General features: G+C 62.6%; 9 protein-coding genes. 5 read left to right on the top strand and 4 right to left on the bottom strand.

Annotated features, from left to right (window positions below; all coding sequences use genetic code 11):
• Window positions 1-74 precede the first annotated feature (74 nt).
• Genes AC07O1_RS24995 through AC07O1_RS24985 form a run of 3 tightly spaced genes read left to right on the top strand, consistent with a single transcriptional unit; the run spans window position 75 to window position 14702 of the window.
• Entirely contained in the window at window positions 75-9176 is a 9102-nt protein-coding gene (locus AC07O1_RS24995; RefSeq protein ID WP_495090503.1) for an amino acid adenylation domain-containing protein, read from the top strand.
• Between the two features lie 58 nt (window positions 9177-9234).
• The gene (locus AC07O1_RS24990) at window positions 9235-13062 is read left to right on the top strand and encodes a non-ribosomal peptide synthetase (protein ID WP_495090502.1); all 3828 of its coding nucleotides are present in this window, start codon (window positions 9235-9237) and stop codon (window positions 13060-13062) included.
• Window positions 13059-14702 carry a cyclic peptide export ABC transporter gene (locus AC07O1_RS24985; protein ID WP_494994863.1) on the top strand — a complete coding sequence of 548 codons (1644 nt, stop codon included), beginning with the start codon at window positions 13059-13061 and terminating at the stop codon, window positions 14700-14702. The genes AC07O1_RS24990 and AC07O1_RS24985 overlap by 4 nt, the downstream gene beginning before the upstream one ends.
• Here the strand turns inward: AC07O1_RS24985 and fhuF are convergent.
• Window positions 14693-15439, bottom strand: coding sequence for a siderophore-iron reductase FhuF (fhuF, locus tag AC07O1_RS24980; protein ID WP_495090501.1), 747 nt, complete (start codon window positions 15437-15439; stop codon window positions 14693-14695). The two genes, AC07O1_RS24985 and fhuF, sit on opposite strands and share 10 nt — an antisense overlap.
• 106 nt (window positions 15440-15545) lie before the next feature.
• Between fhuF and AC07O1_RS24975 the strand changes: the two genes are divergently transcribed.
• The gene (locus AC07O1_RS24975) at window positions 15546-17249 is read left to right on the top strand and encodes an ABC transporter ATP-binding protein/permease (protein WP_495090500.1); all 1704 of its coding nucleotides are present in this window, start codon (window positions 15546-15548) and stop codon (window positions 17247-17249) included.
• A gap of 234 nt (window positions 17250-17483) precedes the next feature.
• Here the strand turns inward: AC07O1_RS24975 and AC07O1_RS24970 are convergent, their stop codons facing one another.
• Together AC07O1_RS24970 and AC07O1_RS24965 are read right to left on the bottom strand one after the other, a co-directional pair.
• Window positions 17484-18743 carry a type II toxin-antitoxin system HipA family toxin gene (locus tag AC07O1_RS24970; protein ID WP_495090499.1) on the bottom strand — a complete coding sequence of 420 codons (1260 nt, stop codon included), beginning with the start codon at window positions 18741-18743 and terminating at the stop codon, window positions 17484-17486.
• Entirely contained in the window at window positions 18736-19053 is a 318-nt protein-coding gene (locus AC07O1_RS24965; protein WP_495090498.1) for a helix-turn-helix domain-containing protein, read from the bottom strand. The genes AC07O1_RS24970 and AC07O1_RS24965 overlap by 8 nt, the downstream gene beginning before the upstream one ends.
• 202 nt (window positions 19054-19255) lie before the next feature.
• On the opposite strand from AC07O1_RS24965, the gene hisN reads away from it, so the two are divergent.
• A complete protein-coding gene (gene hisN, locus AC07O1_RS24960; RefSeq protein ID WP_495090497.1) occupies window positions 19256-20047 on the top strand; it encodes a histidinol-phosphatase in 792 nt (263 codons plus the stop codon).
• Window positions 20048-20184: 137 nt separating this feature from the next.
• Here the strand turns inward: hisN and AC07O1_RS24955 are convergent, their stop codons facing one another.
• Window positions 20185-20910, bottom strand: a complete 726-nt coding sequence (locus tag AC07O1_RS24955) for a transporter substrate-binding domain-containing protein (protein ID WP_495090496.1) — start codon at window positions 20908-20910, stop codon at window positions 20185-20187.
• Window positions 20911-20993 lie beyond the last annotated feature (83 nt).

The following is a 20993-nucleotide window of genomic DNA, read 5'->3' as shown; positions in this document are numbered from 1 at the left end:
CCTGAATTTGACTTCAGAGTGCGCCGTCCGCGGCGCACGTGCCTCTACGTTTTTCTGGATTGAACACTGCTGCCATGCATGACCAAATCGAAAACATCTATTCGCTGACGCCGCTGCAAAAAGGTCTGCTGTACCACGAGGCCTATGCTCCCGAGTCCCGGGTCTACTACCAGCAGATGAACATCGCCCTGGCCGGTGACCTCGACCTCAACGCTTTCCGTCAGGCCTGGCTGGCCCTGATGCAACGCCACGCGGTATTGCGTACGGCGTTTCTCTGGGAAGAGCTGGACGACGCCTATCAAGTCATCCTCAAGGAAGTCGATCTGCCGCTGCGCGAAGTCGATTTGCGCGGCAACCCGCAAGGGCTGACAGCCCTGGCGGCGGAAGATCACGCTCAGGCCTTCGAGCTGGGTGCCGCTCCGCTGATGCGTTTGACCCTGGCGCGGCTGGACGATCAAAACGGCCAGGCCCACTGGTCGTTGTTGTGGACCCACCATCACTTGCTGCTCGACGGCTGGAGCGTCGGCTCGCTGCTGGCGGACTGGCGCGACCTGTATCGTGCGGCACGTCGAGGGCAGCACGCGGCGCTGGAAACGGTGCGCCCGTTCCAGGATTACGTGGCCTACCTCAGCGAACGCCCATCCGCCGATGAGTTCTGGCGCAGCCGCCTGGCGGACTTCGCCAACACCACCCGCGTGCCCGAGTCCGACCCGCGCGGCCTGCTCGTCGACCCGGTGGAGGCGCACCTGCCCTGCACCGAACATCTGCGTGTGCTGGATGCGGCAACGACTGCACGCCTGAGCGGTTTCGCCCGCGACAACAACCTGACCATCAACACCTTGCTGCAAGCGGCTTACGCTTACCTGCTGGGCCGCCACAACGGTAGCGACGAGGCCTTGATCGGCGTCACCGTGGCCGGGCGTCCGCAGCGGCTGAGCGGCGTCGAGCGCATGGTCGGTCTGTTCATCAACACCTTGCCATTACGGGTGCGCTGGGACGATGCGCCGACCGTTGGCCAATGGCTGGCGGGCATCCAGGACTGGAACGCCGAAATGCGCGAGCACGAACACACACCGCTGGCCAGTCTGCGGGCGTTGACCGCGCTGCCGCCCGGTGGCGAGTTGTTCGAAGCGATCATGGTGTTTGAAAACTTCCCGTTCCCCCGGGAGCTGGATCAGATCGACGATGGCCTCGTCGGACTGCCGGACGCCGACCACACCGCGCCTTCGCGCCACACCGGCGGGCGCAACAACTATCCGATGTCGCTGATCGCATCGATGGAAGGCGACAGCTTGCAGCTGCATCTGGTGCATCAGCGCAAACGCTTGTCCGATGCTGCCGGTGCCCGCCTGCTGGAGCAATTGGTGGTGCTGCTCGAAGAACTGAGCCGCGACGCCAATCGACCGCTGGCCGAGGTGCCGCTGTGCCAGGCGCAGGAACTGAGCCTGACTTGGACCTGGGGCAACGGCGCGACCCTCGAATTGCCTGATGCTCCGCTGCACGAACTGATCGCCGCCCAGGCTCGCCGCCATCCCGAACGTGAAGCCGTTCGCGACACCCATGGCGTCTTGAGCTACGGCGAACTGCTTGAAGCCTCGACCGGACTGGCCAGCGCCTTGCGCCAGCGCGGCCTGCAACAGGGTGATCGCGTAGCGCTGGCCATGCCCCGCAGCAATGACACAGTGGTCTCACTGCTGGCGGTGATGCAGGCCGGCGCTTGCTTCCTGCCGCTGGACCTGGGCCAACCAGCCTCGCGCCTGAGTGCGCTGATGGCCAGTGCCGACGTGGACTTCATCATCGGCTCGCCGGCCTTCGACACCGCCGCGGCACAGGTGATCGACGCCTCGGCCCGCGCCACCGGCATCGACCTGCCCGCAGTGGATCAACAGGCCTGCGCCTATGTGATTTACACCTCCGGCTCCACCGGTACGCCCAAAGGCGTACGCCTGTCCCACCGCGCCATCGTCGCCTATATCACGGGCATTCTCGCCGAGTTGGGTTGCGCCGAGGCGGAACAACCGTGGCGCCACGCGCTGCTCTCGACCCTGGCGGCGGACCTCGGTTACACCCAGCTGTTCGGTGCGCTGGTCAGCGGTGGCAGCCTGTTGCTGGTGGACGACGATACCCGTGCCGACCCGAACGCCCTGGCGCAGTGTTTTGCCGAGTTCACACCGGATCTGGTCAAGCTCACGCCCAACCACTTGCACGGTTTGCTCGCCGCTCGCCCCGACGCCAACCTGCTGCCACGTCGCGCTTTGTTGCTCGGTGGCGAAGCGCTGCAAGGTACGTTGCTCGACACGATCCGAGGGCTTAGTCCGCAACTGGCGGTCTACAACCACTACGGCCCGACCGAAAGCGCCGTGGGCATTTGCCTGTCGCGCATCGACCAGCCACTGGCCGGCGTACAACCGCTGGGCCATCCGCAACCGAACCGCCAACTGCGGGTACTCGACAGCCACGGTCACGCCGTGCCGGTCGGTGTGCCAGGTGAACTGTGGGTCGGCGGCGAAGGCTTGGCCATGGACTATCTGGGCGATCCGGCGCAAACCGCCGCTCGCTTCACGGCCGTTGCCGACCTGCCCCGCGCCTACCGTACCGGCGACCGAGTGCGTTGGCTGGAATCCGGTGAACTGGCGTTCCTCGGGCGCGTCGACAACCAGATCAAACTGCGTGGCTACCGCATTGAGCTGGGCGAAGTCGAAGCGCAAATCAAACGCCTGTCGAGCAACATTCAGCAAGTGCTGGTCCGTGTTGTGCAACCGGCCAACGAGACACCGCGGCTGATCGCCTGGCTGGTGGCCAGCACCTCGATGTCCACCGAAAAACTGCGTTATGACCTGGCCCTGCGCGTACCGGATTACATGGTGCCGGCGGACTTCATCGCGCTGGATGCGATCCCGCTGAACGCCAATGGCAAAGCGGACATCGCCCGCCTGCCATTGCCCGACGCCCCGACCAGCCAGGACACCTACGAAGCCCCGCGCGATGCGGTGGAAATCGCTTTCGCCGAGATCTGGCAGGATGTGTTGCGAGTTGAGCGCGTCGGCATTCATGACAACTTTTTTACCTTGGGCGGCGATTCGATTCTAAACCTGCAAATCATCGCGCGCGCCCACCAGCGCGGCATGAAGCTGACGCCCAAGCAGTTGTTCGAAAATCGAACCATTGCCGAGATTTCTGCGGTGATCAGTCAAGGCGCGAACTACAGCCGGGACACCAGCAGTGTTGCACGCAATGTTCCGCTGACCGCGGGCCAACATGCCCGCCTCGAAGCCGGCCCGTTAGCGGCAGACTGGCGCTGTGTGGCGTTGAATGCGCCGATCAGCCTGGAGGTGCTGAACCGCGCGATATTGGCCCTGCAACAGCAACACCGTGCGCTGCAACTGGGACTGAGCCAAGAGGCGGACGGCCGCTGGGCGCAAAGCCTGCCGAGCATGCCGAAACCGGTCAGCGCCAGTTGTCAGCCACTGATCGTTGATAACTCGAACGCACTGGCCGAGCTGGCCGAAGCCACCCTGGCCACGCTGGATCACGTGGCAGGCGAAGGCTGGCACGCCTGCCTGTCGGCGCAGGGCGACGCCGTGCTGTTGGTTACCCACGCCCTGCGTCTGGATGCCAGTTCCTGGGCTTTGCTGATGACCGACCTGGCGCTGGCCGTGGCTCAAGCGCAATACGATCGTGCGATCGAATTGCCGCGTCACGGCGGTAATCTGGATGAATGGGCCGAACACCAAAACCGCTGCGCCCGCGATGAAGACGGTCTGGAATCGGCCTGGGAATACTGGCTGCAATACGCCGGTGAAACCCTGCCATCAACTACGCAGGACAACGTGGCGACTGAAAGCCGCGTGCAGATCTCGGCGCCACTGAGCGCTCGTCTGAAACTGCTGCAACGCCGCAGTCACGCACCGTGGGCATCGCTGGTGGCCACCGCCGTCGCTGCCGAATTGGCGCAGCAAAGTGCCGAACAAGACGTCTGGCTGACCCTGGAGCGCGGTCGCTGCGAGCGTGCCCGTTTGCCGCTCACCAGTCCCTTGAGCCGCACCGACTTCAACCCGGCCACAGTGATTGGCGTGCTGAGCCACGCCGTTCCCCTGCGTCTGAGCGTGACACCCACCGGCAGCGCCGCGCAGTTACTTGGCCAGATCGACGCGCAACTGGCCGCCGCCCCACACACCGGTGACGACTACGGCGTGCTGCGTTACCTGGCCGACAACGACTACTTGCGCGAACCGCTGCTGAGCCTGCCGCAGCCAACCGTGCATATTGTCATGGCCGGCGAATGGCAGGCCCCTGAAGGGCCGTTGGGCGAGGTCATCGCCGCCAGCGCGCCAATCGATGCCACCGGGCTGACCCTGTACGTCAGCCTGCAACACGGTCAACTGCAAATCGACTGCCGTGGCCCAGGCGCCGAACACTGGGCCGAGGCGCTGGAGCAGCGGCTGGCCCTGCTGGCCGCCGACGCCGAGCAAGCCATCCCGGGTGCCCACGCGTTCCCGTTGTGCCGCGCCGCCGGCCACGATCTCACGGCCATGGGCGCGAACTTCGACTGGGCTGGCATCGACGACCTGCTGCCCCTGTCGCCGATGCAGGAAGGCATGTTGCTGCACACGCTGCTGCGCCCCAACAGCGGCATTTACCTGATGCAGCAACGTTATCGCTGGGACGGCGAACTGGACCGCAGCGCCATCGAATACGCCTGGGCCCGGCAACTGGCCCGGCACCCGATGCTGCGCACCGGGTTCTGGTGGCAAGACGGCAAGGCGGCGCTGCAATGTGTCTACCACGACACCGACCCGGCCTTCGCCTGGTACGACTGGCGTCACCTCGACGAAGCAACCCGCCAGCGCCAACTGGACGCCGTGCTGGACGCCGAATGCCGGCACGGTTTCGACATGCGCCGCCCGCCGCTGACCTTCCTTCGGGTATTCCAGGTGGCCGATCAGGAGTTCCTGATCGTGCGCAGCTTTCATCACATCCTGACCGACGCCTGGTGCTTCGGTCTGTTGATGGCTGACCTGTTCGCCCACTACCAGGCACGCGTATTGGGCCAGCCTGTGGCGCGTCCGTTGCTGCCGCCGTTCAGCAACTACATCCATTGGTTGCAATGCCAGGATACGTCCATCACTGAACAATTCTGGACCCGCGAACTGGCCGGTTTCAGCGCACCGACGCCGTTGGTGGTGGATCGTCCGGCCGTGACCGAGCAAGCGGTCGAAGCGGTGGCCAACCTGGACGTCACCCTGTCGATTGCCGACACCCGTGCATTGACCGCGTTGTGCCAACAGCATCAGCTCACGCCCAACACCTGGATTCAGGGCGCCTGGGCCTTGCTGTTGTCCCGTTACAGCGGCAGCGACGACGTGCTGTTCGGCGTCACGGTGTCGGGACGTCCGACGGAGTTGCCGGGCGTGGAAGACATCGTCGGGTTGTTCATCAACAGCCTGCCGTTGCGGGTCAAGGTCGACGATTCGCAAACCGTGGTGCCGTGGCTACAAGCGCTGTTCGCGCACAACTTCGAGTTGCGCGCCTACGAACATGCGCCGCTGGTGGACATCCAGCGCTGGAGTGAAATCGAGCACGGTCGCTCGCTGTTCGACAGCCTGGTGGTGTTCGAAAACGCGCCGTTCGACGCCGGCCTGTCGGACCGCCAGGTCGACTTCAACGTCGACATCTACGAAGACCGCGTGCACACCAACTACCCGATGACCGTGGTGCTCTACCCCGGCGATCGCCTGGGCATTCGCCTGACCTACGACGCCGCGCGTTTTGACACCGATACCGTGCAACGCATGCTCGGCCACCTGCGTCAGTTGCTGACGCAAATGGTTGCGCAGCCTGACGCGCCACTGGCAACGCTGTCGCTGCTGACGCCGGACGAACGCCAGACCCTGCTGGTGGACTGGAACCGCAGTGAACTCGACTTCCCGCTGGATCAAACCTACGCCGAGCTGTTCGCCCGGCAAGTGGCGGAGCATCCGCAGCGCATTGCTGCCGTGTGTGGTGCCGACAGCCTGAGTTACGCCGAGCTGGATCAGCGCTCGAATCGCCTCGCTCGTGCGCTGATCGAAACCGGCGCCGGTCGTGACACGCTGGTGGCCTTGGCCGCCGAACGCGGGTTGCCATTGCTGAGCATGATGATCGCCGTGCTCAAGGCTGGCGCGGCTTATCTGCCGCTGGACATCAAGCATCCGCCACAGCGTCTGAGTGAAATCCTCGAACTGTCCGGCGCGAAGATTCTGATGACCAGCGAAAGTGCCGACTCGGTTATCGACCCGGCACTGGCCACCAGCTCCGCGACCCCGAGTCGCCTGCGCACCGAAGCCCTGTGGCTGGCGGGCGATGCAACGCCACTCAACGTGGCGGGCAGCCCTGATGATCTGGCCTATGTGATCTTCACCTCAGGCTCCACCGGCACGCCGAAAGGTGCCATGGTCGAACAACGGGGCATGCTCAACAACATCTTCGGCAAGGTGCCGACGCTGGGCCTGTCGAGCGCGGACCGGATTGCCCAGACCGCCTCCCCGGCATTCGACATTTCGGTCTGGCAGTTCCTCGCCGCACCGATACTCGGCGCCACCGTGCACATCCTGCCGGACGTGATTGCCCACGACCCCGAACGCCTGCTGCAAGCGCTGGAGAACCAACAACTGTCGGTGCTTGAAGCCGTGCCGACGATGATCCGCGCCCTGCTCGACCTCGCCCGCACCGACACGCAACTGTTGGCGCTGCGCTGGTTGCTGCCGACCGGCGAAGCCCTGCCTCCGGCGCTGGCCCAGGCCTGGCTGAGCCGCTTTGCCCATGTGCCGCTGATGAATGCCTATGGCCCGGCGGAGTGCTCGGATGACGTGGCGTTCCACCCGCTGACTTCTGTGCCTGAAGAAGGCGGCACTGCCATGCCGATTGGCCGGCCGACCGCCAACAATCATCTGTACCTGGTGGACGCCGCGTTGCGGCCCGTGCCAGTGGGTGTACCGGGGGAAATCTGCGTCGGCGGTGTCGGCGTCGGTCGCGGCTATCTCAACGATCCGGAGAAAACCCGAGCAGCGTTTGTCGCACATCCGTTTGAACCCGGTGCGCGTTTCTACCGCACCGGTGACCTGGGACGCTGGCGTGCGGACGGGGTGATCGAGTTCCTCGGTCGCCGCGATCAGCAGGTGAAAATCCGTGGCCATCGGATCGAACTGGGTGAAATCGAAGATCACCTCGGTCGTCATCCTGCCGTGCAAGCGGTAGTGGTAATCGTCAATGCCGACCTTCGAGGCGACTTGCAACTGGTCGCGTACTGGACCGGCGACGACACGCCGGTGGCGGTGCTGCGCGAATGGCTGGCCCAACGTCTGCCGTCGTACATGGTGCCCGCGCATTGGCAAAAACTGGAAGCACTGCCGCAGAACGCCAACGGCAAGGTCGACCGCAAACTGCTGACCGCACGTGCGCTGGACAGTAGCGACCTGAGCGAACAACGACTGCTGAGCAGCGACACCGAGCAGCAACTGGGTGCAATCTGGGCACAGATCCTCAACGTGTCGGCGATTGGTGCCGACGACAATTTCTTCGCCCTCGGCGGACACTCGCTACTGGCGACGCTGGTGGTTTCGCGGATTCGCAGCCAGCTCGCCGTGGACCTGCCGTTGCGTGCGGTGTTCGATCACCCGGTGCTGGAAAACCTCGCACGCGCCATCGACTGCGCTCGCTTGCAGAGGGCGCCTTTGACCCTGCCAGCGATCACCGTGGCAGACCGTTCGCAACCGCTGCCGTTGTCGTTTGCCCAACAGCGGTTGTGGTTCCTTGAGCAACTGAACCCTGGCTCCAGCGGTTTCAACATTCCGTTCGCTCTGACCTTGACCGGCGCGCTGAATGTCGAAGCCTTGCGCCTGGCGTTCGAACAACTGATCGCCCGCCATGAAGTGTTGCGCAGCACCGTGCACAGCGATCATGGCGAACCGTGGCAGCGGATCGAAGCAGCGCAGGCGTTTGCCTTGCCGGTCACCGACCTGCAACATGTCCTGGCGCACGAACAGGAGCCGGCCATCCAGGCGCAATTGGCCGAGGTCTTCGGCCAACCGTTCGACCTGACGCAGGCGCCATTGATTCGGGCGCGATTACTGAAACTGGAGGCGCAGACTCATGTGCTGGCCATCGCCATGCACCACATTGCGGTGGACGCCTGGTCGATTGCACAACTGGTGGAGCAACTGGCCACGGACTACATCGGTTTCGGCACCGCCGCTCCTCGCATAGCCACCCCGGCCCTGCAATACGCCGACTTCGCCGTGTGGCAACGCACGCACCTGCCGGGCCCGGTCTGGCAGCAACAACTGGACTACTGGCGCCAGCAGTTGCAAGCCACCCCGGCGCCACTGTTGTTGCCGGGCGCCCAGACCCGCGACCACGGCGGGTGCGCGCGTCATCGCAGTCGCCTGCCGGCGTCGCTGGCCCGGGCCATCGGCGAGTTGGCCACGGCTCGCGAGGCTTCGCCATTCATGGTGCTGCACAGTGCGCTGAAGGTGTTGCTGCATCAGCAAACCGGGCGCGAAGACCTGCTGGTGGGCACCGACATCGCCAACCGTCATCAGCAACAAACCGAAGACATGGTCGGCTTCTTCGTCAACCAGTTGGTTCTGCGTTGCCGCGTCACGCCACAGCAGACGTTCGATGAGTTGCTCCGAGATGCCCGCCGCGTCGCGCTGGATGCCTTTGCCCATCAAGACTTGCCGTTCGACGCCCTGGTGGCCGATTTGCTGCCGCAGCGGGACGCACGTCACACGCCGTTCTTCCAGGTCAAACTGGTGGTACAGAACACCCGTCAGCAGGACCTGCATCTGCCGGGGCTGGCGATCAGCGAGCGAGAACTGGAACCTCAGGCCTCGGATGTGGACCTGCTGATCAACGTCGTGGATGACGGCGAAGGCCTGCTGGTGGTGTACGACTACGACACCGGGCGTTACGCCAGTGCCTACATCGAACTGCTCGACAGCCTGTTCGTCTGCCTGCTGGAGCAACTCGTCCTGAACGCCGACACCAGCGTCGCCCAGTTGCTGCTGCCTCTCAATCAACTGCAACAGACCCGCCGCGATCAGGCTCAAGCCGCGCTGCGTGAAGCCGGCAGCGCGCGTCAGAGCACCCTGGGCCAGGCCCGTCGCCGCAGTGTCGTGAAGGATGCCGAACAATGATTGCCTTCGGCCCGTCGACCCTCGCGCTCATGTCCCACTTTTTTGTACAGGTCTCAGCATGACTCAGACTCACGAAGACACGCCATTCGAAGGCTTCGAACTGTCGCCGCAACAGGCGCACCTGTGGCGCCTGCAACAAACTCGTCTGGCTCCGTCAGCGCAGCGGGCCACGCTGCGCATTCGCAGCGAACAACCACTGGACAGCTCACGGCTGAAAACCAGTTTGCTGGCGTTGATGCAGCGCCACGAAATTCTGCGTACCCGTTATCAACAACTGCCGGGCCTGTCGTTGCCAATGCAGGTGATCGACGATTCGATTGATGATTGGCAGGCGCTGGGCATCGAACTGAACGTGGACACCCAGTCAGCCACCTTGCACCTGCCGGCCTTGCATCTGGACAGCACCAGCCTGGGCTACCTCAGCGAAGAATGGGCGCGGGGCTATTTGCAAGCAGCGCCTCAAGAGCCACCGCTGCAATACGCCGACTATGCTGCCTGGCGTCTGGAGTCGGTGGACGATCAGGGCCGGCAGTTCTGGGATGAGCAGTTCAACGCGGTGGTCGCAGACGTGCCGTTGCCTTGGCAGCGCCAAAACTCGGCGCCCACCGGGCTGATCAACCCTGGCCGTTTGCAACTGAGTCTCGACGACTCGAGTCTGCAACGCCTCGATCAGCAGGCGACCAGTCTCGGCGTCAGTCCAGGGACGGTCGTGCTCGCCGCTTGGTTAACCTTGTGGCAGCGCTATAGCGAAGCCGAGCGCCTGACGCTGGCCTATGAGAACCAGGCGCGCCCGGAAGTGTTGGGCGATGCCCTCGGCCTTTTTTCCGAACCGTTGCCGCTGACAATCGACACCGCACCCGAGCTATCGTTTGCCGCGTCGTGCCAGCAACTGACCGAGCGCGTCGGCCTGCTCAATGATGCCCGGGACAGCTACCCGAGCCACTTGAGCAATGTACCGTCGCTGTCCGGCGTGGGTTTTCGCGAACTCGCGGTCGTGCCGCACAGCGCCCTGAATGATGCCGGTTGGCAGATCGAACAGGCCGACAGCGTCAGCGCCGGTTGTGCGCTGCTTTTGCAGTATCAGCCGCGTTCATCCAATGCTTTATCGCTGCATTTTGATGCCGCGTTCTACACGCCAGCCCATGTCGATATTCTTGCCGGGCAACTGCTGAGCGTGATCGAGCACAGCCTGCGTGAGCCGTCCGCCAGCCTGAGCCGACTGGCAACCTGCAGCGCCGCCGAGCAACAACGCGTGACCGGCGCACTGGCCACTTCGCCACCCCTCAGCCCGGCGCAAGAACAACTTTATGCCGCCACCTTCGCCCTGCCCAACCTGGCCGCCTGCTTCGCTCAGGGTTCGGCCACTAACGCCCAACGCCCGGCAGTCACCGGGCCGAGCGGCACCTTGAGCTACGCCGAGCTGGATCAGCGCGTCAGCGCCCTCACCCAGCAACTGCTCGCCCAAGGCCTGGAACCCGGAGCGCGGATCGCACACTTCCTGCCGCGCGACATCGGTGCGGTGGTGGCGCTGGTGGCGATTCTGCGCGCCGGTGCCTGTTATGTGCCGATCGATCCGGCGTATCCCGCCGAGCGTATCGAGCATATTCTGCGCGACAGCCAGGCACGCCTGGTGCTGACCCACCACTCCCGTATACAAGACTTGCCGGCAGACTGGCAACCGAGCGCACTGGCGATTGATCAAGCGATGCCGACAGTGCCGTTACGGGACGAGCCGACAGTCTCACGGGATCAACCGGCCTACCTTATATATACCTCTGGCAGCACCGGCCAACCCAAGGGCGTGATCATCAGCCATGCCAACGCCCTACACTCTTTGGCGGCGCGACTGGCGGGGTATCCGCATCCGGTGGAACGCTTCCTGCTGCTGTCGTCGTTCGCCTTCGACAGCTCCATCGCCGGGCTGTTCTGGAGCCTGGCCCAGGGCGGTTGCCTGCACCTGGCCAGCGAAACCGAACAGAAAGACCCGCTACAACTGGCCCGATTGATCCGCAGCCACGGCGTGTCGCACCTGCTGGCCCTGCCTTCGTTGTACGCGTTGTTACTGGACGAATTGGGCGATGCCCCGAGTCCGCTGAACACTACGATCGTCGCCGGAGAAAGCTGCCCGCCAGCGCTGGTCGACAGCCACTATCGCCGCCAACCCGGTGCACAGCTGTACAACGAATACGGTCCGACGGAGGCGTCGGTGTGGAGTACCGTCGCGCTCTGCCAGCCCGATCAAGACGCGGCGACTGTGCCCATCGGCCGCGCCATTGCCCACACTCGGGTGTACTTGCTCGACAGCGACGGCGCCCCTGTGACCCGAGGGATCAAGGGTGAAATCCACATTGCCGGACCCGGCTTGTCCGAAGGTTATCTGGGCCTGCCGCAGATGACCGCCGAGAAATTCATCCGGGCCAGTCATCCATCCCTCGACGGTCAGCGTCTGTATCGCAGCGGCGATTTCGCCTGGCAGGATCTGGACGGACAACTGCGGTTCCTCGGGCGCACCGACTCGCAGATCAAACTGCGCGGTTACCGTATCGAGCTGGGCGAAGTCGAAACCGCGCTGTGCAACGTTAGCAGCGCCAAACTGGCGGTGGTGTTGCTGGACACCACCCAGGCCGAGCCGAGCTTGCGTGCTTTCATCGAATCGACCACTCAACTTCAGGCCAGTGCCGTGCGCGAATCCCTGGCGGCGCTGTTGCCGGCGCACATGATTCCCGCCGACATTCAGTGGCTGGCGCAACTGCCGCGCACCGCCAATGGCAAGGTCGACCATCGTGCCTTGCTGGCCCGTGCGCCAAACCGCAGCCTCGCGGCTTACGCAGCGCCCGAAGGACATGTCGAACAGGTGCTCGCGGCGGTGTGGCAAGAGCTGCTGGAAGCCGAAGTGATCGGTCGCCACGACGATTTTTTCGCCCTCGGCGGCCATTCGTTGCTGGTGGTGCGCATGACCGCCAGGTTGCGCGCCACGCTCGGCATTGAAGTGCCGGTCAACGTGATCTTCCAGCACCCGACGTTGATCGGGCTTGCCGGACAGATTACCCAGCCCGACGACCATACGACGGTCATTACCTTGCAGGCCGGCGAAGCAGGACAGCCAGCGCTATTTTGCCTGCACCAACCTGAGGGCGGTGTTCATCACTATGTGCCGATGGTCGCCGGATTGCCGAAGGACAGGCCGGTGTATGGCATTGCGCTGCCCGAGTCGTTGCGCAGCCAAGACCTCGTCACATTGGCCAGTGAATACGTGCCGCAGATCCAGCAGATTCAGGCGCAAGGTCCGTATCGCCTGGGCGGTTGGTCCATGGGCGGATTGCTCGCGCTGGAGCTGACCCGGCAACTGGAGGCGCAAGGGCAAACGGTTGAGTGGTTGGGACTGTTCGATAGCACCTTCCACGCCGAGGACGAATCGCTGGCGTGGGATGCGCTATACACCATCGTGCAACAAGAGCTGAGCAGCGACAGTCGCCAACGACTGACCACACTCGCCCCGGAACGTTTGACGGAACTGCGCACAGCCACAGCTGAGCTGGGTCGCGTGGATCAATTGCGTTTCGCTCTGCTGCAATGGTCGAGCGCCAACAGCCTGAGCCTCAATGCACCGCTGGCGTACGTCGAGAAAACCTTGAAGGTGATGGCCGACGCGCGCCGTTGGGTCAACGGCTATTCAGTGCCCACCGTGCGTGCCACCCTGCACCTGTGGTGGGCCGAACAGACCCTCGTCGAGCGCCCGACCCTGCCGGCGCAGTGGGACGCGATCAGCCAACGAACCTGTCATCATCAGGTCGCCGCCGATCACGACACGATCCTCGGGCAATCCGCCTTCCATGAACAACTCAACAAGTCGCTGGCCGTGGCCTCGACGGAAACCGTCGCATGAACCTGATTCTTTATCTCTACCGCCAATCGGCACGCCTGCTGGCACTGGCCTCGATCACCGGCGCACTGGGCGGTCTGGCCAGTGCGGGGCTGGTGATCCTGATCAACCGCGGGCTGGCCAACCCGCAGCAATTGCCGGAACTGGCCCTGGGTTTTTTCGGGCTGTGTGCCGGCATGCTGGTGAGCAAACTTTGCTCGGAGTTGTCGCTGCTGCACCTGACCCAAAGCGCGATTTTCCAGATGCGCATCGACTTGTCGCGCAAGCTACTCGCCACCCCGCTCAAACGCCTGCAAGGCATGGGCAAACACCGTTTGCTGGTGATCCTCACCGAAGATGTGCACACCTTTACGGCGGCGTTCGAGTGGGTGCCGCTGCTGTTCGTCAACGCTGTGGTGACCCTGGCGTGCTTTGCCTATCTGGCCTGGCTGTCGTGGTCGTTGCTGGCGATTCTGGCGTTGTTTTTGCTGGTCGGTCTGGTGGCGTTTCACTTGGCCGAACGCGGGCCGCTGAGCCATCTGGAACGGGTGCGGCAACAAAAGGATGTGCTCTACCAGCACTTTCGCAGCCTGATCGAAGGCAGCAAGGAATTGCAGCTGAACAACGCCCGTGGCGAAGCCTTCGTCGAGCGGGTCATCCGTCCGGGCGCCGATGAGTTTCGCGTGCGGTTCCTGCGCGGCATGGCCGGGTATTCGGTGGTGGCCAACCTCGGCACGCTGCTGTTCTACCTCAACCTTGGCGTGCTGCTGTTTGTCGTGCCGTTCTGGCTGCCGCAACCGATCACCGTGCTGACCAGTTTCACCGTGACGTTGCTGTATCTGGTGCGGCCGATATCCGACCTGATGATCGCCCTGCCCTCGTTGCGTCAGGCCAGTATCGCACTGAACCGCATTCGCCAACTGGATGCCGAGTTGAGCACCGAAGCCCAGGTGGCCGCGCCGGTCGGTAATGTATTCGCCAGTGAAGGTCCGATGCGCCTGTTGCTCAACGGTGTATGCCACCGCTATCCCGGCGAACACGAGGATCATCCCTTCATGCTCGGGCCGGTGGACCTGGCGCTTGAACAGGGCGAACTGGTGTTTGTGGTGGGTGGCAACGGCAGTGGCAAGACCACGCTGTCAATGCTGATGCTTGGGCTTTATGCACCGGAAACCGGCTGTGTAATGCTGAACGGCGTGGAAGTGGACGACGACAACCGCGAGCAATACCGTCAGCACTTTGCCGCCGTGTTCGCCGACTTCCATCTATTCGAACATCTGCTGGGCGACGACGGCCCGGACGCCGAACACCGCACCGCCGAGGCTACCCGCTATGTGAAAGCCCTGGGGCTGGGGCATAAAGTCAGCATCGTCGACGACCGCTTTTCTACCGTGGAGCTGTCCACGGGTCAACGCAAGCGACTGGCGCTGGTATCGGCCTATCTGGACGACAAGCCGTTTTATCTGTTCGATGAATGGGCCGCCGACCAGGATCCGACCTTCAAGCGCGTGTTTTATATGGAGCTGTTGCCGGAACTAAAGGCCCGGGGCAAAACCGTGATCGTGATAACCCACGACGACGCTTATTTCCAACAGGCCGACCGGGTACTGAAAGTCGAGAACGGCCGTCTGACCCAGGTCGAAGCCCACGCGGCTTATGCCTGATGAGGCGCTGTGATGCCAGCGCCCGGCACCAGCGGACAGTTGTCGCAGTACGGGCGCGCATCACCGAGTTGGTGGTGCAAGCAGCACACCTTGCGCATCAGCAACGGGACGCCGCTCGGGCCGGGGGCCAGTTGCAGGAAGCCGTACAGCGGATTGCGCGTGCCATCGGCCCAGTGCCGCTCCCGGAACAGATGATCACGCCATTGCGGCGCGTGCGGCATCTGGAAGTAATCGAGCGCGACATCGATGGCGGCCGCCACGTTGTTCCACAGCAGGCGCTGGGCTACCCGCCCGGCGCTGGCCAGTGCCTGCACGAGAGGCGCCATGTCGTCAGTCAGCAGTTGTTGCGCGAAGCCCAACGGGTCGTTCAATGGCAGCAGTTGACCGGCAACAAACACCTGAGCCACGGGCATGCCGTTTTCCAGCACCACATGAGGATCACGCACGACACAGCGCAGATGCTGCGCAGCGGCGGCCAGCGGCAACGCCAGTGTTACGCAGATCAAGTCCATCGACCATTGCGACACCAACGCGGCCCGGGGCGCGGCGGGATAGTAGTGAGCGTAAAGACCCAACAACTCGGTGCAGGTTTGCGGCTCGCGAAACTCAATCAACCCACGGCCTTCGATATGGCTGCTCAGTCGGCAGGTGCTGCGCAGAAAGGCACCCTCGAAACGAAACAACTGATCGAGCAGGGTTTCGTCGAGCATTCGGGCGGTGGCTTGAAGAGACGTCATGAGGCTTCGTAACTGAGTTTGAGAACTGTTAACCTACCACGTTTTTTGAATTCCGAAGACTCAACACGGCGGGTCATCCCCCGAGTTTGCCAGGCAGGACGCTCTGATGTTCATCCATGATATGAAGTTGCTGGCCGCGCCTTACTGGTCGGCTGAAGGCCGTCGTCGCGCCTGGCTGACCCTCGCCATGGCCATGCTGGCGGTGGCCGGGATCATTGCGATCCAGGTGCGCTGGAACGAGTGGAGCCTGGGCTTTTACAACTCGTTGCAAAGCCTGGATGCCGCCGCGTTCGGTTATCACGTCGTGGAGTTGCTGGTGCTCGACGTCGCCTTCATTGCCTGCACCATGGCCAAATTCCAGGTTCAACAACGACTGCTGATCAACTGGCGAGAAAAACTCACCCAGGCCTTTCTCGCCAAGTGGCTCGACAACCAGCGCTACTACCGCAGCCGTTTTCACAGCGTGACCTACGACAACCCCGATCAGCGCATTGCCGAGGACTGCAAGATCTTCGTCGAGCAGACCCTGGACCTGGGCCTGAACCTGCTTCAGGCGATCATTCTGGTGGTGCTGTTCAGCATGATCATGTGGCGCATTTCCGGCACGCTGGAATTCGAAGTCGCCGGACATGCCGTCGCCATCCCCGGCTATATGTTGTGGCTCGCCTTGATCTACGCCGTGATCGGCAGCGGCATCGCGCACTGGATCGGCAGACCGCTGATCGGGCTCAATTTCCTGCAACAACGTCGTGAGGCGGATTTTCGTTTCGGCCTGACGCGTCTGCGTGAAGACGCCGAGAATGTCGCCCTTTCCCGTGGTCAGGGTTGGGAAAGCAAGCAGTTATTGGGACAACTGGGACTGCTGCTGAGCAACTACGGCAAGCTGGTTCGCTCGAAAAAACACCTGCTGGGCATCAATGCGGCGTATGAGCGATTCGCCTTTACCTTGCCATTGTTGCTGGTGTCACCGCGCTTCTTCTCGCGGGAGATTCAACTGGGGCAACTGACCCAGATCGCTTCGGCTTTTGGCGAAATACAGGCCTCGCTGTCGTTTCTGATTCACAGCTACCCGCAAATCGCCGAATGGCGCGCGACCAAGGCGCGCCTGTGCAGTTTCTGGCGTGAACTCGACGCACTGCCCGCCCCGGTCGACCCCGTTACCCGTCGTACAGCCGGCCTGCGGTTGCATGACTTTGCACCGTTGAATGAGCACGGTTTACCGCTGTTCGAAACGCTGACGCTGACACTGGCACCCGGCGAACGGCTGCTGCTGCGTGGCCCTTCCGGCGTGGGCAAGACCACCCTGCTGCGCTCACTGGCGGGATTGTGGCCACGGCACCAGGGTCGCGCCGAACTGGACCGCGATGGCCTGCTCATTCTGCCGCAGCGGCCTTATCTACCCAGTGGTTCCCTGTATGAACTCTTGCATCAACAGGGCGAGGCCAGCGCAATCGATATTGATGAAACGCGCCTGGAAGAAGTACTCAAACTGGCAGAGTTGCAGCATCTGCCGTTGCACGGCACCGATGACTGGAGCCGGCGCCTGAGCCCCGGCGAACAACAGCGTCTGGCCATGGCCCGCGCATTATTGATTCGGCCACCGTTGCTGTTCCTCGATGAAGCCACATCGGGCCTGGACGACGATGCCGAGCGACGGTTGTACGAAGCGCTGGCGGCCACCAATATCACGCTGGTCAGCATCGGCCATCGTGAAAGCCTCACTGCCTACCACACCCGCGTGATTGACGTAGTGCCCACTGTTTCATCCGCCGCATCCAAACTAATCCCCGCCACCACTTTGGAATTCTGAGGTCGCCGGTGCTGGTAATCCAGATGGAGGGCCGATTTCCTGCCCTCCGAGTGAGGTACGCGCACGCCTGGCTTACCGGTCAGGTGGAGGCTGTTTTCCAGGCTGAGATTTCCGCCATGCCCTGCGATGAATACAGAGGGCCATCAACTGCACTTCAGACCTTCATCGCCGCCATCAGGGCGTCACCGCCCAGCAGGTTCAACACCCGTTTGAAGTTGTAGGCGAGCAGTGGCGTTAGCGCAGCAGGTCGATGTTCTCGTCGATTCGGCCTTGAATGGTATCCAGGGTGTCCTGGGTGATCGCGCGTGGGTACATGTTCTCGGCGATGGTCGCAAACTGGCTAGCGACGCGGCAAATCCTGTCAATGATGCCGCCAGCAGTCTCCACTGAGACCTCTGCTTCGTCTGCAAGTCTGAGCATCGCGTCTCGGTCAATCTCCAAGGCCTCGCCCATCACGTCCATCTGGTGATAACCGCCCGGTCCCTCGCAGAAAGTCACGTCGTAGGCCGGCGCCAGCTGCCATGCACCGGACGGCGACATGACGTAGGCGAAGTTTTTGGGGTGGTCGTCTCGGTTGTTGAACGCGACATTGAAGATGGCACGCTCGAAGGCGATAGCTTTCTCTCGCACATCGTTGGTGCACATCTGTGTCGCACGCAAGAAGTTGACATAGTCCAAGGACCCCGGTGACTTGTAGTCGGCCCCGGTAAAGGCTGCAAGGCTTTGCATGGGCACGCGCTGACCGTCTATACGATCAAAGCGTTTACTCGCGAAGGCTGCCAGCCCGTTGGGCAGACTGAAGTGCTGCGTGTCCGGGGTCTGGATGCCGCACATGCGCAAGCACTCGGCATAGACCATTTCGATAGCACACACCTCGGGATGTTCTTCTTTTGCCGGGAACTTGATCAGCCAGGCTTCATAGCCCAGCTTGGCGGCGGTGGTAAAGGCTCCGGTTTGAGGATCGCGATAGACCAACGCCTTTGGCCTGGCACCTTGAGGCGCGCCCCCCACCAGCAGCAACGTCTGCAGGAATTCCCCACCTTCACCATTGAGAACTTCCTGAACCTCAACCCCAAGCTGCTCAAGGGGGATATGCGCTTGCGGCTCCTGTCCCTCGGGCGCCACGGGCTCGAACGACATAGCCCCCATGGCATTATTGCCAATACAGGCAAGCCGCCCCAGAGGTCCTATACGTGCTGTGTTGAGGCCGCGGCGCCTGAACAACCGGTCCATCAGCAGCATGCCCCAACCGTCAGGCAACGAGTCATAGACAGGCCCTGGCAGGCCCAACTGGTGGGGCGCAAAGCCTCGACGTAACTGGGGCCCCTCCAATGGAAGTGTGTAGGACGACAGCTCCAGGCCTCTACTCTTCGCTTCATTGCTGTACTCAAACACAATCTGTGGGCGACCGGTGATGGCGGTCGTAGACACAAGCGTGCCCCACAGCCAACGTTCACCCCAACCATCGTAGTAGACGTCAACTTGCTCAAGCATTGTCGGACTTCCTCTTGGTACGATGACGATTGACACTGTTTTCGTATCGGCGAATGTCTTCAAGGCTGTCCAGCTTTGGCAAGAACAGTCCTTTCAGCTCCTTGGTGCGTCCAAGGACCATGGCCACACGGACCACATTCTCGAACCCGACATTGCGCCCAGCTTCGAGGTTGGACACGGTATTGGTCCCGATACCGGCGCGACCGGCCACATCGGCTTGCGTCATCTGCAGAGCCAGCCGCTCCGTGCGCAGGCGATCGCAGAGTCGCTTGACGATCTCACTCGGTTTACTGAAGCTTAAATCCAACATAGATACACCTGATTGAGCAAGTTGTTGAGCGTGGCGGTCTTGCCCGAGCCGGAGGGAGCGAACAGAGTACTGTGTGCAATCGGGGGCAAATGCGGGGGGGCAGCTCTAATAGTTTTTGGCCTGAAGCCATTGATCTAGTGGCCTATTAAAATGAGCCATTTCAGCAGTCTTCATCAATCAACCTGGATATAGGTGCGCCCCGATGCCACTCACTACCGATCAGCTCGATGAGTACCTGAATTTCGCCGAGCAACTGGCGCAAGCGGCTGCCGCGGCCATTGAGCCCTACTTCCGCACGGCAATCGAAGTACAGGACAAAGGTGGCCGGTTGTTCGACCCCGTCACCGTGGCCGACAAGGCGGCCGAGCAGGCCATGCGTGAACTGATCCGCAACCGCTACCCCACACATGGAATCCTCGGTGAAGAGGAAGGCGTCTACGCTGGAGAAAGCGAACTGACCTGGGTCCTGGACCCGATTGACGGCACACGGGCCTTCGTCACCGGGCTGCCCCTGTGGGGCACGCTGATCGCACTCAATGATGGCCAGCGCCCGGTATTAGGGGTGATGAATCAGCCGTTCACCGGTGAGCGGTACATCGGCAGCGCACAAGGTGCCTGGCGCAATGGCACAGCGTTGAAAACACGCGCCTGCTCCCAGCTCACATCCGCGCGGCTGATGTGCACGACACCCGATATGTTCGACACAATCGAACGAAAAAACGCCTTTGAACAGGTGGCCAGCCAGGCGCAGCTGGTCCGTTTTGGCGGTGACTGTTACGCCTACTGCATGCTGGCCTCCGGCTTCGTCGATGTGATCGTCGAGGCCGCACTGCAGCCCTATGACGTACAGGCATTGATCCCGATCATAGAGGCCGCAGGTGGCCGAATGACGGCCTGGGATGGAAGTACCGCGCAAAACGGCGGCACCGTCGTGGCCTGTGGAGATCCCGCACTGCATGCCCGGCTGATTGAGCTGCTACAGCATGCCGGCTAAGTGAAAAGCAGGTCCGCCCGGGGCGTTTCCAGTGTGTCGAACAGACAGCAAACGCCCCAGTGCAGCCCTTGATGACGTGCTCTATTCGCCCATCTGCGGACCTTCAACGGCATCTCTGCAATCAGTGCCGCACCTCTTTACGAGGCCACGGTCACATCCGCTTGACCGCTCGCGGTGAGTGCCCTGTGGACGAAGCCTTCGGCCTTCTTGCGCTCAACGAAAGCCCTCACATAGGCCGCACCTGCTTCACGCTGACGAGGCACGGCCATCGCCTGGCGAATGGCGGTGAACGCGCCCTCCAGCACCCGATAACGGGAGTCGGCCGCGGCCACCTTTTCCAACGGCTGACGCACACCCGCCGCGGCGTCCAGGCCTTTATCGAAGAACAGGTCCACCGCTGCCGCCGATGTCTCGGCCCGCTCCAACCGGGCACTTTTCAGGGTACGCGTCAGGAACAGGTCATAGGCGGCGCCCTTGCCGACGGCGAGCCGCAAGCCTGGCTGATCGAGATCAGCGACTTCACGATAAGGCGCGTCAGCCGCTACCAGGTAAGTGCCCTCGATGATCACATAAGGCTCGCTGAAGGCGATCTGCTCTTCGCGTACAGGTTCAATGGCCAGAAACGCAATGCTCCATGCCCCCTCCTCCAGCGCGGCAAACACCTTGCCGGCGGCGTCGAAGGTCCGCATCTCCAGGGGTACGCCCAACTCCTGCGCCAGGGCTTTGGCCAAGGCGACGGATACGCCTTGGGGGGCACCCTCCTGGCCTTTCTGCGCCAGCACCGGATTACCAAAATTGATCGCCGCACGCAGCACGCCCCCCGGGGCAAGTTCGGCGATAACAGTAGGAGTGATAGCACTCATCATGTGCTCCAAAAAACAAGATTGAGGAAAGCCCATTTGCAGATGAGCTTGGTGTAGGAAACGATCAGTCCCACTATCGATCG

The sequence above is a fragment of the Pseudomonas sp. GW821-FHT07G10 genome (assembly GCF_059418545.1).
This window is presented reverse-complemented; position numbering and strand designations above follow the sequence as displayed.